Source organism: Rhizobium sullae (assembly GCF_900169785.1).
GTDB classification, from domain to species: domain Bacteria; phylum Pseudomonadota; class Alphaproteobacteria; order Rhizobiales; family Rhizobiaceae; genus Rhizobium; species Rhizobium sullae.
In genome coordinates this window covers 19,781-36,373 of record NZ_FWER01000014.1, presented here as the reverse complement: position 1 = coordinate 36,373, position 16,593 = coordinate 19,781, and the positions used below count along the sequence as shown (strand labels likewise).

Sequence of the window (16,593 nt, the reverse complement as noted above, 5' to 3'; positions counted from 1 at the left end):
CGCCTGGCGCGCGACAGATAAGCGACGGACAAAACTGCTTAAAAATCCTACAAAGATATTTATTGCCTGCCAATTATGCAAAAAATCACCCAACATCGGATAAACTCATTTGCATACAAACAAGTTTTGTGCTGTGTTCCTGACAAGGGTCAAAAAGAAAGCCCGAGGGAACCATGACGAATACGTTCGAACTGACCGTAAACGGGACAGCACGCCTGCTTCAGCATCCCGGGGATCGTACACTTCTCGATGTTCTGAGAGATGAGCTCGGCCTCAAGGGGGCAAAATACGGCTGCGGCAAGGGGCAATGCGGCGCGTGCACGGTGATCATCGACGGTGCGCCGGCACGGGCCTGCGTGCTGCGGGCAAAACGTGCCGCAGGACACGACATTACCACGCTCGAAGGCCTTGCCGATCGCTCGACGGGAGCTCTTTGCGTCGTCCAGAATGCCTTTCTCGAATGTGAGGGGGCGCAATGCGGATACTGCCTGAACGGAATGGTGATGACCGCGAGCGCCCTCCTGCGAAACAACCCGTCGCCGACGCGGAAAGATATTCGTTTGGCTTTGCGTCACAACCTCTGTCGTTGCGGGGCGCATGTGGAGATCATCGCTTCTGTCGAACGCGCCGCCGAGTTGATGCGTGGAGCCCAGCATGACTGAAAGCCTTCGACCCGGCAGCCTGTCGATCTATGACGAATTGCCTTCCGGTCCGGTCGTCTTTTTGAGAATGGGCGAGCATGGTGCCACTGGTTACAACGGCCACGTGGACCTTGGTACCGGTATCGAGACTGCACTGTCCCAGATTGTCGCGGAGGAACTGGACGTGCCGTTGAGCGCGGTGCGTATGGTGCTTGGCGATACGGCTTCAACCCCGGACCAGGGCCCGACCATCGCGTCCGAAACGATCCAGGTCGCTGCCATTCCGCTGCGCCTTGCCGCCGCGCAGGCCCGCCTCTTCCTGGTGGCGGAGGCCGCCCGCCGCTTCAATGCTCCGGTAGATGGCATCGTGATCGAGCAAGGTCGCCTCAGCTGGCAAGACAAGTCCTGTTGTTATGATGACCTGATTGCCGGACAGGAGATTTCGCTCAGGCTCGACCGAACAACTCCAGTCAAGCCTCCGACGGACTACCGCATCGTCGGCCACAGGACCGGCCGCCGCGACCTTTCGGACAAGCTGCGTGGCACACATCCCTACATTCATGATGTGGCCATTGCGGGTATGGTGCATGGCCACGTCATCCGGCCGCCCTATGCCGGACGCGACAGCGGAGCCTTCGTCGGGCACAGCCTCATCCGTTACGACGAGGCCGCCGTGCGGTGCCTTCCCGGTTTCATCGCGGTCGTTCGCCACGGCGATTTCCTTGGCGTGGTGGCAGAACGGGCCGATCAGGCCCAGCTAATCGCGGAGGCTTTGCCGGCGCATTGGCACCTGCCTCCTGAAATCCCTGACATGGCCAACCTGCGCCAGACGCTAAAGGATCATCCCTCCACCCCGCGCAGCCTCGATCGTTCCGGCGATTTTGGCCGGGCTGTTGCGGAATGCGACGTAGCCCGCCAGCGCACCTACGTCTGGCCTTATCACGAACACGGCTCCATCGGCCCCTCCTGCGCCGTCTCCGACTGGAACGGCGGTGCGCCGCTCGTATGGTCTGGCACGCAAAACCCGCACATGCTTCGCGGTGATCTGGCTGTCCTTGTGGGGGTGCCGCCCGAGCGGATCGAAATTCGCCGTTATCAGGCCGCCGGCTGCTACGGGCGCAATTGCGCCGATGATGTGTGCGGCGACGCACTGCTTCTGTCGCGAGCTACCGGGCGGCCAGTCAGGGTCCAGCTCACCCGCGCGCAGGAGCACCTTTGGGAGCCCAAAGGGGCGGCGCAGCTCATGGAAGTCAACGGCGGCCTAAAGGCCGGCGCGCTGCACGCCTATGCTATCGACACCTGGTATCCGTCCAACCGGGGACCGAACCTGTCCCTGCTGCTGACGGGCCGTATCAGCCCGGAGACACGCCCCTCAGAGATGGGCGACCGCACCATTATCCCGCCTTATCGTGTACCCAACAAGCGCATCACCGTGCATGATATGGCGCCAATCGTGCGGGCTGCATGGATGCGCGGTGTCTCCGCCCTGCCCAACACCTTTGCCCATGAGAGCTTCGTGGATGAAATGGCCTACGAGGCGGGCGAGGATCCGGTTGCCTTCCGGCTGCGTCATCTCGACGATCCGCAGGAGGCCGACCTTGTCCGTCGCACGGCCGAACAGGCCGGATGGGCAGAGCGCACCGGCCCGCGCTTGCGCCGCGAAGGCCGCATGGCCTTCGGCCAGGGCTTTGCCTTCGCCACCTATGTGCATGGCACCTTCCCCGGCACGGCGGCGGCCTCCGCCGCCTGGGTGGTGGATGTCGCGGTGGACACGGAAACCGGTGAGGTCGCGCTCACCCGCATCTTCATCGGCCAGGATCAGGGCCTCGTCATCAATCCGAACGGCGTGCGCCAGCAGATCCATGGCAATGCCATCCAGACGGCAAGCCGGGTGCTGCTTGAGGAAGTCACCTTCAACGAAATCTCTCCCACACCGCAAAGCTGGGCGGCCTATCCGATCCAGACTTTTCCGGCCGTGCCCGAGATCGAGACCATGCTGATCGCGCGGCCGGAGCATCCTCCGCTCGGGGTCGGCGAAAGCGCGGCGGTGCCAAGTGCGGCGGCCATCGCCAATGCTATTTTCGACGCAACGGGCGTGCGCATGCGCGAAGTACCATTTACACCGGAGAAGATGCGCGCCGCGCTGGCCGCTTCAGGGACCGGGCCTGCCCTTTCCGTCGCGGAGGCTCGCCCTCTCATGAGCCGGAGCGTGCTGCGCAAAAAACTGCTCGGGCTCGGCACCGTCATTGGCGGCATGCTCGTGATGGGTACCGTCGCCTTGCCGCTCAATCGGCCCGTTGCTCCTTCTACCACGCCTGCGCCCGGCACGTTCTCCGAGGCGACACTCGAACGTGGTCGGCAGGTGTTTGCCCTCGGTAACTGCGCCACATGTCACACCGCCGACCGTGGGCTGCCCAATGCGGGCGGGCGCCCAATGGCCACCCCCTTCGGCACGGTCTATTCGACCAATATTACCCCCGACCCGGAAACGGGTCTTGGCCGCTGGAGTTTCGAGGCGTTCGAGCGTGCGATGCGTCATGGCATCAGCCGCGATGGCCATAACCTTTACCCGGCCTTCCCCTACACCTCCTTTGCCCGGATCAGCAGCGAGGACATGCTCTCGCTTTACGCCTACATGCAGACGCTGACGCCCGTGCGCCAGGAAGGGCTGCAGTCACAGATGGTCGCGCCGACCAACCTGCGCCCGGCCCTCACCGCCTGGAACTGGCTCTATCATGACGCCAGGCCCTTCACGCCTGACGCGATCCGCAGCAAGACATGGAACCGCGGCAAATATCTGGTCGAGGCGGCAGGCCACTGTTCCGCCTGCCATGCCCCGCGCAATACCGCTGGCGCAGAAATGCCCGAGTTGACCGGTACCATGATCAAGGGCTGGTATGCCCCGGCCCTTGCCGGGGCGCAGGCCGCCGCGCGCGGCTGGAACGAAGACACGTTCTTTTCCTATCTGCGGCACGGCCATTCTGAAGCAGCAACGGCATCCGGCCCGATGGCCGAGGTCGCCGCCAGCCTTACCGCCCTGCCCGATGTCGACATCCGCGCCATGGCCACGTATCTGGCCTCATTGACGGACCCCGAGGCTCCCGCAGCCGCTGTGTCCGTTCCAGAGCCCAAACTTGCACCCTCACGGGCGAGCCGGATCTACGAAAGCGCCTGCGCCGTGTGCCATGAGCCCGCGCTTGCCGGAACAGTCACGGCAGCTCTTGCGCCGATCAGCCGGTCTGCCGCACTGCGCGCGCCGGTGCCCGATGCCCTCTTCTCCGTTCTGGACGAGGGCCTGAAGGCGCCGGAGGGGCTCGACCTGCGCGACATGCCGTCCTTCCACGGCGAATTCACAGACACCGAACGGCAGGCCCTCGCCGGTTATCTGCGGCAGCGCTTCGCTCCCGATCTGCCACCCTGGTAGTGCCGGAGCCCGGCCCCGCGCTGTGCCTCGACCAGACGATCGTCCATTCCAGCCACGGCAAGGCCGGTATGTATCCGCATTGAAACAATACGCCTGATAGAAGAGGACAACCCATGAGTGTGGACATTGATAGGATCGAAATCGCCGTTATTGGTGCGGGCCTTGGCGGCGCTGCGGCAGCGGCCCTGCTCGCCGGCGCCGGTTTTTCCGTGCACAGCTTCGAACAGGCCCCGGCCTTCGCGCGTTTGGGCGCCGGCATTCACATTGGCCCGAACGTGATGAAAATCTTCCGCCGCATCGGCATTGAGAAGAAGCTGGAGCAGATTGGCTCCCATCCGGATTTCTGGTTCTCCCGTGACGGCATGACCGGCGACTATCTTTCCCGCATTCCCCTCGGCGATTATGGCCGCAGGGAATACGGCGCCTCCTACATCACCATCCATCGTGGCGACATGCATGCCGTGCAGATAGACGCGCTGCCGCAGGACCGGGTCCATTTCGGCCACCGCCTGACCAACATCGAGGAGCGCGAGACCGACGTGCTGCTCACATTCGAGAACGGACGGCGCGTTGCTGCCGGTCTTGTCGTCGGCGCCGACGGCATCAATTCCATGATCCGCGACATGCTGCTCGGGCCGGAAAAGCCCCGCTTCTCCGGCTGGGTCGGCCATCGCGCCCTCGTCAACATGAACAAGCTGCGTGGTTCCGGCCTCGCGTTCGAGACCTGCGTCAAGTGGTGGTGGGAAGCCTCCCGCCACATCATGGCCTATGCCACCAAGGGCGACGGCAGCGAATACTACTATGTTACGGGCGTGCCGGTGGACAGCTGGGAGCATGATACAAGTTTCGTCGACAGTTCCCGAGAGGAGATGGAAGCAATATTCGGAGGCTCCCATCCGATGGTGCAGGCACTGGTCGATGCTACCGAAACCGTGACAAAATGGCCCTTCTGGAACCGCGATCCCTTAAACCTTTGGAGCCGTGGCCGTCTCGTCATGTTGGGCGACGCGTGCCACCCCATGCGTCCGCATATGGCGCAGGGCGCTTGTATGGCCATCGAGGACGCAGCGATCCTCACACGTTGCCTCGAAGAGAGCGGCATGGCCGACTACAGTGACGCCTTCTCGCTTTATGAGGCCACACGGCGTGAACGGGCCACCAGGGTGCAGACCATATCCAACGCCAACACTTGGCTGAAGCAGCCGGAAGATCCCGCCTGGGTCTATGCCTACGACCCGCTGACCGCCGCCCTCGGCTGAGCAGCGGCCGTTCGCGGTCCAAAGCAAGGCACCGAGCAGGCCGCCGGGGAAAGCCTGGCCCGTTTGTACAATCCACGTCGCGGAGCGATAAGCACGTGCGTCACGCGTTTGCGATGAACTCGACTTCTCCATCCACGACCAACTGCATGCGGGGGGCGTCCGGCTGCTCGATCTGGCGCACCAGCCCCTCGACGAGGCTGCGCCCGACGGTGACCATGTCGACTGCATGGGCAATGAGAGGGGCGGACAGGTAGCGACACATATGCGTGTTATCACGAACGACGATGTGGAAATCGCGGCCAACGGTCAGGCCTCTTCGACGGACGGCGCTCAGCGCTCCGAGAAGGCCGAGTTCGTTGGCGCAGACCAGGCCCGTCGGCGGCTCCGCGAGATCCAGCAGACGCGCGATCCAGCGCTCACTCGCTTCCATGGTGAAATCCTCGTGGCCGATCAGTTGACGATCGATCGAAAGCCCTGCTCCCGCCATCGCCTGGGCATAACCGGCCATACGCGCGGTGCTGTATTGGTCCTCGGGAGTCAACAGTTGAAGCGCAATGCGCCGGCACCCTCGTTCGAGTAGGATGTTGGCGGCCTGGAAAGCTATGCCTTCGTTGTCGACGTCGACGAAAGCGTAGTCGAGCACGCTGCCGCTGCGGCCGAACGCAATGAACGGAATGCTGCGGTCCAGGAGGAACGGTATTCGCGGATCTTCCGAGACCATTCGGGTAATCACGATTCCATCGGCGCCGCCGGTTTCGATCAGCCGACTGAGGTTCTCCTGCGGATCTTCCTCAGGCGTCGTGGAGTAAATCGAAAGGCTATACCCATGTTCCCGTGCGGCAAGCGTGAGCCCTTCGATCAGTGGCAGTTTCGCGATATCCGACAGATAGTCGCGTGTTTCCATCGGCAGTATGGCTGTCAACGCCCGCGTGAGACCTGTGCGCAAGGCCCTGCCATGGAAGTTCGGGATATAGCCCGCCGCATTGGCGACGGCCTTTACACGCTTGATGGTGTCAGGACGGACCTCCGGTCCGTCCTTCAATGCCCTGGAAACTGTTGTCACCGAAAGGCCAAGCTCCGTAGCGATCTGCCTCAGATTGGGTCTCGAATTCACTGTCATCGCGTCTGTCAATCTTCCGTGGTTCGGTTCTTCGATACACTGCCCGTTCCGCCAACGGATTGGAAGTGGAGAGGTTGAGGAACAAGATTCCGCTTGACGAATGCACCAACATTCCGCAATCGTAACGTTACGATTTCAAAAAATCGGGCGCTAGACCCAAAAAATCGTCATTCAGAGGTGAACAAAGGAGATATACGAATGCTTCGTATGCTGCGCCTATCCGTGGCTGCTATCGCCATGACCGCCGCCGGCCCGCTGGCTGCCCAGACACTGACCATCACGACTGCCGGCGGCGAGTATGGTGCCGCCATGAAACAGGCCATGTGGGGGCCTGCGGCCACTGAGCTTGGCCTCGACGTGCGTGAAGAAACCCAGAGCGACGGCTTTGCAGCGCTCAAGATGCAAGTCACGTCCGGTGCAGTCACGACCGACGTTATCCATCTCGGGTCGCCGGAAGGTGCACAGGCTGCCGCTCAAGGCCTCCTGGAGGCGCTGGATTATTCCGTCATCGACGGCAAATCACTGCCAGCAGGCGCGCAATCAGAGTATTGCTATCCCTTCAGTTCCTACGGCACTGTCATGGCGTGGAACGCAAAGACTGTCAGCAGTGCGCCCAAGACCTGGGCCGAGTTTTGGGACGTCAAGGCATTTCCCGGAACCCGCGCGCTGCGCGCCAATGCCCAGGATCTGATTGAGATCGCACTTCTCTCGCAAGGGGTGGCACCAGGTGAAGTTTATGACATCTTGAGCGCATCGGGGGGACTGGAGCGCGCCATCGCCCGTCTCGAAGAACTAAAGCCAAATGTTGCGGTCTGGTGGACGTCGGGTGCGCAATCAGCCCAGATCCTGAAGGATGGCGAGGCCGACCTCGTCGTCACGTGGAATGGCCGCGCCCAAAGTGTGAAAGCAGACGGCGGTGCGGCCGACTACAGCTTCAAGGGCTCCGTCATCGGTACGGACTGCCTTGCCGTCCCGAAAGGCACAGCAAACAAGGATGCCGCCATGAAGCTGATTGCCGCGATGACTAAGCCGGAAAGAGGCGCGAAGATGACGGATTTCATCTCCTATGGACCGGTCAACCCGAAGGCCTATGAGGGTGGATTGATCCCGGCAGAACGCATGCAGCTCCTCGCCACCGCCCCCGGCAATGTCGAAACCTCCGTTTTTTCCAAGGCCGACTGGTGGGTGAAGAATGGTGAAGCTGCTCAAGTCGCCTTCGACGAGATGATGAACCGTTGACCGACAGGGAGCAGCTATCAAGATGGCCATAACCTCGCTTCCCATCGCCATCGGCACTGTAAGGAAAGTCTTCGGTTCCTACGTGGCGCTGAACGATGTTTCGCTGGACGTTGCCGCTGGCGAATTCCTGACCCTGCTCGGCCCTTCAGGATCGGGCAAGACCACGCTCTTGATGGCTCTTGCGGGGTTTGTCCGTCCCGATAGCGGCTCTCTGATCATCGGCGGCCGGGATGTCACCCGGCTGTCCCCGGAAAAAAGGGAGATCGGTATCGTCTTCCAGAACTATGCCCTCTTTCCGCACATGAGCGTGCTTGCCAACGTCCAGTATCCGCTGATGCTGCGCCGTGTGCCAAAGGCCGAGGCTCGCGAGCGGGCGCTAGGCGCATTGGCGAGGGTCAAGCTGGTCGGATACGGCGAGCGCAACATCGCCGCGCTCTCGGGCGGCCAGCGGCAGCGCGTCGCGCTGGCGCGGGCCATCGTATTCGAGCCGCGTGTCATGCTGATGGATGAACCTCTCTCGGCATTGGACAAGAACCTGCGTGAACACATGCAGTTCGAAATTCGACGCCTGCACGATGATCTGCGTGTCACCACGATTTATGTGACGCATGATCAGCGGGAGGCGCTGACGATGTCCGACCGGATTGCAGTCATGGATGCTGGCGAGATCCAACAGATCGGCAAACCTTCCGAAATCTATCATCATCCGACCAACCGCTTCGTCGCGGAATTTATGGGCGAAGCCAACATTCTTCCCGTCGGAAGTCTGACGCAGATCAACGGATCAACTCAAGACCGCCAGGGATTTGCGATGATCCGGGCAGAAAGCTTCCATCTTGATGCTGCCGATGCGGAACCTGACGCGATCGCCATCACAGGCAGTCTGTGCGCCAAGGCTTTCCGCGGCGAAAACTGGCTTCTCAATGTAGAAATCGAGGCCGGCGCCCAGGTCATGTTGAGCGTGCCGGCAACACGCGCTGCCTGTTGCGCCGAGCTGAGAACCGGTCAGGCGATAACCGCCTATGCGGCCGCTTCGAGCGTGCACACACTGCCCGAGGAAGCTAGGAGATGACCGCTGCGGCTGTTTTGCAGGACGTCCGGCGCGAACGCCGTTTCTTTGTGTCCCTTGCCGCACCCGCTTTGGTGCTTGTCGGCCTTGCTGCCATGCTGCCGGTCATATGGATCCTGCGCCAGTCGTTCCTGACCATGGGGGGTGCCTTATCAACCGCCAATTATGAAAAGATCCTCTCGAGTGGTCTCACCTGGTCGGGGCTTGGCACCACCCTCGCCTTGTCTGGTGCGACATTGTCCATCTGCATGGTCCTCGGCATTCCTTTGGCATTGACACTGGCCAGCACGAGCACCCGCATCGCAAACAGGGTGCTGATCCTGATCATGCTGCCGCTTTGGACTTCCATCCTGGTTCGCACCTACGGATGGCTGGTGCTCCTGCGTCGTGACGGCCTCGTCAATTCCACCTTGCAGAGCCTCGGTCTCACTGACACCCCTTTGCCGCTTGTCTACAATTTCACCGGCACGCTGATCGGTATGGTTCACTACATGCTGCCGCTCTTCGTCCTGCCGGTCTATGCCGCAATGCGCGACATAGACAACAACGTGATCCGCGCTGCCGCCAGTATGGGTGCGAGCCTCTGGCACTGCGTGCAGACCGTCATCCTGCCGCTATCGGCCGGCGGGATCCTGTCAGGCTCAACCATCGTATTCATCTACACGCTTGGTTTCTTCATCACGCCTGCCATTCTTGGAGGTGGCAAGGTGAGCCCGATCTCCATCCGCATCGATCGCACTCTCTCGACATTCCAGGACTGGGGTTCGGCCAGTGCGCTTGGCGTCCTGCTCCTGGTTCTGGTCCTGATAACCGGCGGCATGCTCTTCGGCCTCCGCTGGCTTCTAACGAAGGGGGCACGTGATGCTTGACGCCTATCACGACAGCAAGCTGACTAAAGCGCTCCTTTGGATCTTCTCCGCACTGATCCTCGTCTTTCTCATGCTCCCCACCTTGATCGTGGTGCCGCTGTCCTTTTCGGCCTCGGATCTCCTGGAGTTTCCACCGAGGGCCTGGTCTCTTCGCTGGTACGAGGTTTTCTTCTCGTCGCCCAGTTGGATGACTGCTCTGAGGACCAGCCTGCTCCTGGGAGTAATGACGGCCGTGATTGCGGTGCCGATCAGCTTTCTTGCATGTTTTGCCATCAACAGGCTGGGCGGGCGTAGCGCCGCGACAGTCTACGGGTTGCTCCTGTCTCCGTCGGTAACACCCGGCATCCTTCTGGCAATCGGCCTCTTCTTTGTCCTTGCAAAGCTCGGGCTCGTGGGCACCCTTACCGGAGTGCTTGTGGGACATGTGGTCTTGGCAATCCCGGTGGCGGTGATCGTGCTTTACCCCGCCATCAATCGGTTCGACTGGGCTCAGGCCCAGGCCGCCCGCAGCCTTGGTGCGGGCTGGTTCCGCACCATGGGGGGCATCATCCTGCCACAGCTGGGGCTCAGCTTGTCGACCGCCGCACTGATGGCGTTCCTGACATCCCTTGATGAGGCGGTCATCTCGATCTTCGTGGCCAATGGGCCAAGCAGCACATTGCCGAAGCTCATGTTCATTTCCCTGCGGGACCAGATCGACCCCACCATTGCCGCCATTTCCACCCTCTGGACTCTCCTGATCTCCGGTGTAGTTCTGTTTTTCAACTTACGCGAACGCGGTCAGAGGCCGTGAAAGATAATTCATGACCCATCCTGCAATCACCCCTGTCATTCCGAATACCGATCTGGCGATCATCACCGGTTCAGCCAATTGGGGCCTCGCTTTTCCCGAGGACGTCGCGATGCCAGGCGTTCGCGTGGTTGCCCGCGACCTGTCGTTCGATACCCCTTACGGTGTGTCAGATAACTGGAAGCTCCTGGAATTCGACGCAAGCATCGTGCAGGATCGCCAGACCAAGCGTGCGCTCTGCATGTATTCCCATGGCAATCCTCGGGATCATATAGACCATTCCTGCCATCGGCGCGCCTTCTGGGTCCTCATGGAATCTGGTGTGCGTCACGTACTGGCGTGCTCGACGCTCGGCGCGATCAATAAGGCTATTCAGCCGGGTGATATGGTGATCAATGCCGACATCATCGAGTTGACACAGACCCTATACTCACTTCTTCCTGGCCGGCAGCGTTTCGATTGTTCCGGCAAACAAATCGTCTGCCCTCATTGCGCTGCCGTCCTGGCAGACACGGCGCGAAGCGTCTGGCCCTCGTCTTGCCGAGTCCATGGGATCGAACAGGGGTTGGTTGCGGCGCACGTCTACGGTCCGCGCCTGACAACCCCCGCGGAGGCGCTGGCATTTCGCTCCATGGGCGCAGATGTGATTAACCATTCGATTGCGCCCGAAGCGACGCTATCGCGCGAAATCGGCGCATGCTTCGTGCCGTGCGCATTCGTAACCGCCGGATTTAACGATTACATGGATAGAAGCCGCGGCACGTTGCTCCAGGATGGCGTGCTTCCCAGCCTGTCCACGCTCGCCTCGCGCGTCGCCCTGGAAACGGCAGCACGACTGCCTTCAGGCACGTCCTGCGGCTGCCAAGCGCTGAAATCGCCCCAGCCGGAAGAGCGTTACATTCGCTTCTGAACGGTGGCGCAAAGTGACCTGTGCTCTGACGCTTCCTTCCGGCAGCAGCTCCTTTGGGGCTTTCTCGAACTCAATCGACGTGTTCGAAGGGCAGCCCGCGAGGACCAGTTGACTAGCGCGACCGATCTCGTTTCTCACACCGAGCGCCGTCAACAGCGTCAGCCTGTTGAAGCAGGTCCGCCGCCGTATCGTCAGAGACGCCATTGCGACGCAGAAATCGTAGCAACTCCTTGGAATGTCACTGGAACAAGTATTATAGGTCCCAATGCAACGTCTGGATCCTGACGATGCGCGGACGCAAATTAAACTATGGGTATTCAACTCATGTGCACCGGCGCGCGACGGTCTGGGGAGCGGATCGCGCCGGAATTCACCGATGCGGCGGATTAGATGGCAGCCTCAACCTGGACGTGGACTACTCCACGGGTCTGCCGGTCCGCCCGCCAAATGTATTACTGTCGGGTAATAGCGATTCACATCAAAGACGCTATCATGATTTCATCAACGCACTGGCGGCTGACCACGGATGGACTGGCAGCCGCCGTCGTTTGATCAGGAAGGGCCGGTGCAGGTGTCGCCCGGCCCTTTCCTTTCGTGTTGTGGCTGTCGCATGGTGGTGTGGTCAAATGCCACGCCAAAACACAGCCAGGCCCAGTTGGGCAGGTGTTAAGAAATGAGTATCGGACCAAAGTCCGACCCGTTTCCAGACTTTGTGCCGATACCATCTGCCGGCAGCTGCAGTAGTTTTTGTCTGCGCAAAGCTTATGGAGTTTTTGCTATGGCGAAGATCTTCGTTTTTGCGATGGCACTTGTGATGGTTGTCTTCTGGGGTTCTGTCGGCGTTCTGATGTACTCGCTGCTTACGTGAATGCGCGCCATGCGAAACTCATTCCCCTGAAGTCCAGTCTGCTTTGATTGCTCGGCGGATAGTTGATACCCGCCGGCTAGCGGAACCTTCCAATATCGACTTGCTTAGGACACCTTGAAAAGCGCGTTTCGCCAGCGAGGACTCTGGCCATCGCTTCGTACTCAGGCGGTCGAACTTTTGGAAACCTGACCGTCGCGCCACAAGCCGACTGAAATGTCGAGTGTTGTCTAAAAGCACGAAGCTGATCCTCTAGAATTTAAGACCATGAATTCAATACAGGTTTTTGAAAGTCTCGTTTAACCCGAAGTCGCGTTAGCTATTCGCGCAGCCCTACACCGAGCGGCTTGTGTTATTATCCACGGCCTTCGGTCGAGGCCGTGGATGAATTCGCATACTGCAGAAGATCAGCATGATCGGCTATTTGGCAGCGATTGCCTGGTTGGTCTTGTCGACATCGGCGCTCATTGCCGCAAAGGTTTCGTCAAGCGAGAGTTCGCCGACGATCAGCTGGCTCATGCGCTGGACAATCAGCTGGTAGATGGCTGAGGATCCTTTCAGACGTTCCATGTCGCGGGCTGCCTGCGGCACGCTCTTACGGCTCGCCAGGAAGACGGCCATCGCGTCCTTGGCATTCTGGCTGCCGAGCTTGTACTGCGGGTCCTTGATGTCGGCGCCCGTCAGAATGACGTAGTTCTCGGCGATCTCGCGCTGGACCTTCTCGGAGCCGAGAAACTCGATGAACGAGGCAACGGTCTCAGGGTATTTGGTGCGTTTGAAGCCGACGATCGCTGTACCGCCCGGCATGGCGTAGCAGCCGGCATCGCCGCATGGCGCGCTGATTGCAGTCCAGTCGAATGCATCGCCGATCTTCTGCTGGAACGGGTTCACCATCCAGTTGCCGGCAAGATACGTCACGACGTTACCGTTGACGAATTCGTCGCCCATGTTCTTGTACTGGGATCCGCCGGCTGCGCCCCACATTTCCTTCGGAAAAGACCCGTCCTGTGTCCAGCTGTAAAGATCCGAAATGTAGCGCTTGGCGGCGTCGTCCGGAAACGAGAACTTGCCGTCCTTGACGTAGGTGGCACCATACGAGAATGCCGCGCCCGAAAAACGATGGCCCGATCGATCCATCGTGAAGGGAACCTGGGCCCCTGTGGCCTTCGCAACGCGCGCGGACGCTTCGACGATTTCCTTCAATGTGGCACCAGGCTTAGGAAGTGGTTCGCCAGCCTGTTCGAAAAGTGTCTTGTTGACAAACGGCAGATTGAATGTCTGGGACGCGAGGTAGCCGTTGATCGACTGCGCATCGTTGACGCCAGGGAAACGAAGAACGTTGAGGCTGTCGCCGTGCAGCTTGGCGAAGCCTTCGGGATCTTTCATGTAGGGTCGCATGTCGAGGTAATATGGCGCGAGCTGCCAATCGGCGATCTTGGCGACATCAGGCCCCTCGCCGACTGCCAGCTGCACCGGTAGCTGCTTGGCAACGGCATCGTAGCCGGACGACACGAAGTTGACCTTGACGTCTGGATGCGCGGCCTCGAATTCCTTGCTGAGCGCTTCCATTCTTTCGACGTAAGCCTGGTCGTCGTCGGTGAACAGGAAGGTAATCGTCTTGGTTTCCGCCATGGCCGTGCTCGACCACGCGAAGGAACCGGCTGTCAGTGCGAGCGCTAATGCAGCCGAAAGAGCGTTTTTCATTTTCATCCTCCCATGAAAATATTTTCATCAATCGCGATATAAATCGTCGATAGACAAATTTCATATACTTGACATTCCTCCCGTCAAGCTATTTTCTGCGGCAATTGCGAGGTTTTTGAGCAATTCTCAGAAAGAGGTCGCATAAAACTGTCGAATGAAAAAGTTTTCATTCGATTGCGGAGGAGGCGATCTGTGAACGAACGGCCGGGGCCTGAGGCGCCTGCATATAATATCGGGCAGGGCCAAACCATGACGGCATGGGCGGTTTCCGACCTCATCACCAGCCGTTTTCCCGGTGTCGCTGCGCCGGCGGAAGATCGCGTCAACTATCGCTTTATCAATGGTTTTGTAGATGTCGGGGATCTTCCCTGCCGAAAGGCCTTCTGGTCAACAATGGTCGGGCGAGAGCTTGTGCCCGACGTTTCGTGGTCGACTGCGAGCCTTTACCTCCCGGGCTCTAATCGCCGCGTGGAATTCACCGGTTTCTGGCACGTGCCCACCCATCTGCGGCGATGGCTGAAGGGTACCTTCCGGACAGCATTGCCCCGCGTGCTGCATCTCAGGCTCAAGACCTGCGGCGGGGTTCGCATATGGGTCAACGGAGAGGAGACGGTGCGCTTCGAGCCGTTCAGGCGCAACGTCGAGAGTTCAACGGACATCACGCTGTCGCTGGAGGCCGGCGACAACCAGATTCTCGTTCATACCGAGGACCTTGCCGAACGCGACACGACCTGGTTCGTCGAACTTGAAGTGCTGGATAAGGAGCCGCTCTGCGTGCTGCTGCCTGTGGCACTGGATCAGGACGAAGTACGGGAACTGGAGGGCCTTTCGCGCGGCGTGCGCCCTTCACGAGACGTGTTCGTCAACCAGCCATTGGAGCTGATATTCGATACGGCGCCTGAGCGCGACTTGCCGATCGAGCTTAAGATCGTCGGTCATGGCCACGAGAGGCCTGTTCTTGCGCAATCCCATTTGACGCTGCGTGCCCATCAAAGCCGCCTGACGGCCGGGGATGTGCTCGGCATCGCAGATGGTTATCACGGCGTGCATCTGACGATCGGCAGCGGGCCGGGCTCGGTCAAACGTGTCATCGATGCCGGCTTTCTGAGCAGCATTTCTCCACCGCCATCCGAAGCGACACTCGTGGATCGCAAGCGGCAGGCACTCGAATACAGTGCCCGCTTCGGCGCCGATCGCGTGGCCCGCATCATTGCGATGATGGAAACCGGCGATTATGACCAGGAGAGCTTTGACCGCATCATCGAGGCGACTCTCACCTCCATCGATTCGCGTGAGGATTGCTCGGATTTTATCATGGTGCCGCTATTGTGGCTGCTCGGCGCCTGTGCCGAGCGGATGCCGGCCGGCGTGGTCGAGCGAATCCGGTATTCCATTCTTTCTTACCGTTATTGGGTCGATGAGCCGGGCAACGATGCCATGTGGTTCTGGAGCGAGAACCATGTGCTCTGCTTCCACACGAGCCAGTTGCTGGCAGGACTCCTCTTGCCAGAGGAGACCTTTTCAGCTTCCGGCAGGACAGGAAAACAGCAGGCAGAGCTTGCCGCCGAGCGCCTGGGACGCTGGTTCGACAGCGTGGAGGCGCACGGCCTCGCGGAGTGGAATTCGGCGGCATATTATCCGGTCGATTTCATCGGCCTGTTGGCGCTGGAACGCTGGGCCGAGGCGTCTATTGCAAGGCGCGCCCGTGCGCTGCTCGATCTCATTTTCCGGATGATCGCTCTGCATACGCTTTCGGGTGTTCCGGCCGGATCGCAAGGCCGCGCCTATGACAAGGAACTGCGCGCCGGGCCTCTGACCGAGCTCGCACCCTTTGCCCAAGTCGCTTTCGGGATCGGTTGGCTGAACAGTGGGGTGGCATCGCTACCGCTGTTCTGTGCCGGCAGCTATCAACCGCCTGCCGATCTCACTGAGATTGCAAACCTGGCACCGGGCAGGAGCGTGGAGGCCCGTTACAGTCAGGGCCTGGAGAGCGGCAAACTCGTGCTCTTCAAGAACGAAGCGGCTCAGCTTTCGACCGTCGTTGATCACAAGACCGGGCGGAAGGGGCACCAGCAGCATGTCATCGATGTGCGTCTGGCCGGCCATCCCATGGCAAGGCTCTGGATCAACCATCCCGGCGAGGACGATCCGTGGGGTAATCAAAGACCGTCCTACTGGGCGGGTAACGGCATTCTGCCACGCGTCGCCCAGCATCGTGACGTCGCGCTTCTGATTGAGGATACCCGCGACGCACGACATACATGGACGCACGCCTATATCGGCCGCGACGGTCTGGACGATGTCATCATCGATGACAATTGGCTCATCGCGCGCTCGGGCAACGGATTTTCTGCGATCTACGCATCAAACGGTCTGGAACTGGTCACGCATGGCCCGACGGCCGGCCGGGAAGTGCGCTCCTACGGGTCGATCTGCGGCTGGGCAGCAATTGTCGGATGCGGTGATGGCGACGGGTTCATGACATTCGTCGAGCGCATCCGCCAAACAAAGGTCTCGTTTGATCGGAAGGTTCGGCGTCTTGTGCTGACGCCAAGCGGTGGTCCGGCCATCAGCCTGTCTTACGCCGATGGACTTTCGATCGATGGGCAGGCCCGACCGTTCACTCACGATCAACCGCACCCGATCCTCACCTACGACAGTGCCGCATCTGACGTTGGCGCTGACAGGCCGTTCTACTCTTGA

The 16,593-nt window shown here is 60.3% G+C and carries 11 protein-coding genes; 9 read left to right on the top strand and 2 right to left on the bottom strand.

The window, feature by feature from the left end; genetic code table 11:
* Positions 1-173: 173 nt before the first annotated feature.
* The 3 genes from BN1800_RS14305 (at position 174) to BN1800_RS14295 (ending at position 5,324) form a co-directional block, all read left to right on the top strand.
* Positions 174-662, top strand: a complete 489-nt coding sequence (locus tag BN1800_RS14305) for a (2Fe-2S)-binding protein (protein WP_086998539.1) — start codon at positions 174-176, stop codon at positions 660-662.
* The gene (locus BN1800_RS14300; RefSeq protein WP_086998537.1) at positions 655-4,065 is read left to right on the top strand and encodes a molybdopterin cofactor-binding domain-containing protein; all 3,411 of its coding nucleotides are present in this window, start codon (positions 655-657) and stop codon (positions 4,063-4,065) included. The genes BN1800_RS14305 and BN1800_RS14300 overlap by 8 nt, the downstream gene beginning before the upstream one ends.
* Positions 4,066-4,178: 113 nt before the next feature.
* Entirely contained in the window at positions 4,179-5,324 is a 1,146-nt protein-coding gene (locus BN1800_RS14295) for an FAD-dependent monooxygenase (RefSeq protein ID WP_086998533.1), read from the top strand.
* A gap of 100 nt (positions 5,325-5,424) precedes the next feature.
* Here the strand turns inward: BN1800_RS14295 and BN1800_RS14290 are convergent, their stop codons facing one another.
* A complete protein-coding gene (locus tag BN1800_RS14290; protein ID WP_086998529.1) occupies positions 5,425-6,444 on the bottom strand; it encodes a LacI family DNA-binding transcriptional regulator in 1,020 nt (339 codons plus the stop codon).
* A 198-nt stretch (positions 6,445-6,642) separates the two neighbouring features.
* Between BN1800_RS14290 and BN1800_RS14285 the strand changes: the two genes are divergently transcribed.
* From BN1800_RS14285 to BN1800_RS14265, 5 genes are read left to right on the top strand one after another with little or no spacing between them, the layout of a single operon-like run.
* A complete protein-coding gene (locus tag BN1800_RS14285) occupies positions 6,643-7,683 on the top strand; it encodes an ABC transporter substrate-binding protein (protein WP_086998526.1) in 1,041 nt (346 codons plus the stop codon).
* Positions 7,684-7,705: 22 nt separating this feature from the next.
* Positions 7,706-8,755: an ABC transporter ATP-binding protein gene (locus BN1800_RS14280; protein WP_086998523.1), complete on the top strand. Its 1,050-nt coding sequence runs from the start codon at positions 7,706-7,708 to the stop codon at positions 8,753-8,755.
* Positions 8,752-9,621 carry an ABC transporter permease gene (locus BN1800_RS14275; protein ID WP_086998520.1) on the top strand — a complete coding sequence of 290 codons (870 nt, stop codon included), beginning with the start codon at positions 8,752-8,754 and terminating at the stop codon, positions 9,619-9,621. The genes BN1800_RS14280 and BN1800_RS14275 overlap by 4 nt, the downstream gene beginning before the upstream one ends.
* Positions 9,614-10,414 (top strand): ABC transporter permease, encoded by an 801-nt coding sequence (locus BN1800_RS14270; RefSeq protein ID WP_086998517.1) that lies wholly within the window; start codon positions 9,614-9,616, stop codon positions 10,412-10,414. The genes BN1800_RS14275 and BN1800_RS14270 overlap by 8 nt, the downstream gene beginning before the upstream one ends.
* Positions 10,415-10,424: 10 nt before the next feature.
* A complete protein-coding gene (locus tag BN1800_RS14265; protein ID WP_086998514.1) occupies positions 10,425-11,321 on the top strand; it encodes a phosphorylase family protein in 897 nt (298 codons plus the stop codon).
* A 1,285-nt stretch (positions 11,322-12,606) separates the two neighbouring features.
* Here the strand turns inward: BN1800_RS14265 and BN1800_RS14260 are convergent.
* Positions 12,607-13,896 (bottom strand): ABC transporter substrate-binding protein, encoded by a 1,290-nt coding sequence (locus BN1800_RS14260; protein WP_100770382.1) that lies wholly within the window; start codon positions 13,894-13,896, stop codon positions 12,607-12,609.
* Positions 13,897-14,139: 243 nt separating this feature from the next.
* Here BN1800_RS14260 and BN1800_RS14255 point away from each other — a divergent pair, with 243 nt between their 5' ends.
* The gene (locus tag BN1800_RS14255; RefSeq protein ID WP_244564500.1) at positions 14,140-16,593 is read left to right on the top strand and encodes a hypothetical protein; all 2,454 of its coding nucleotides are present in this window, start codon (positions 14,140-14,142) and stop codon (positions 16,591-16,593) included.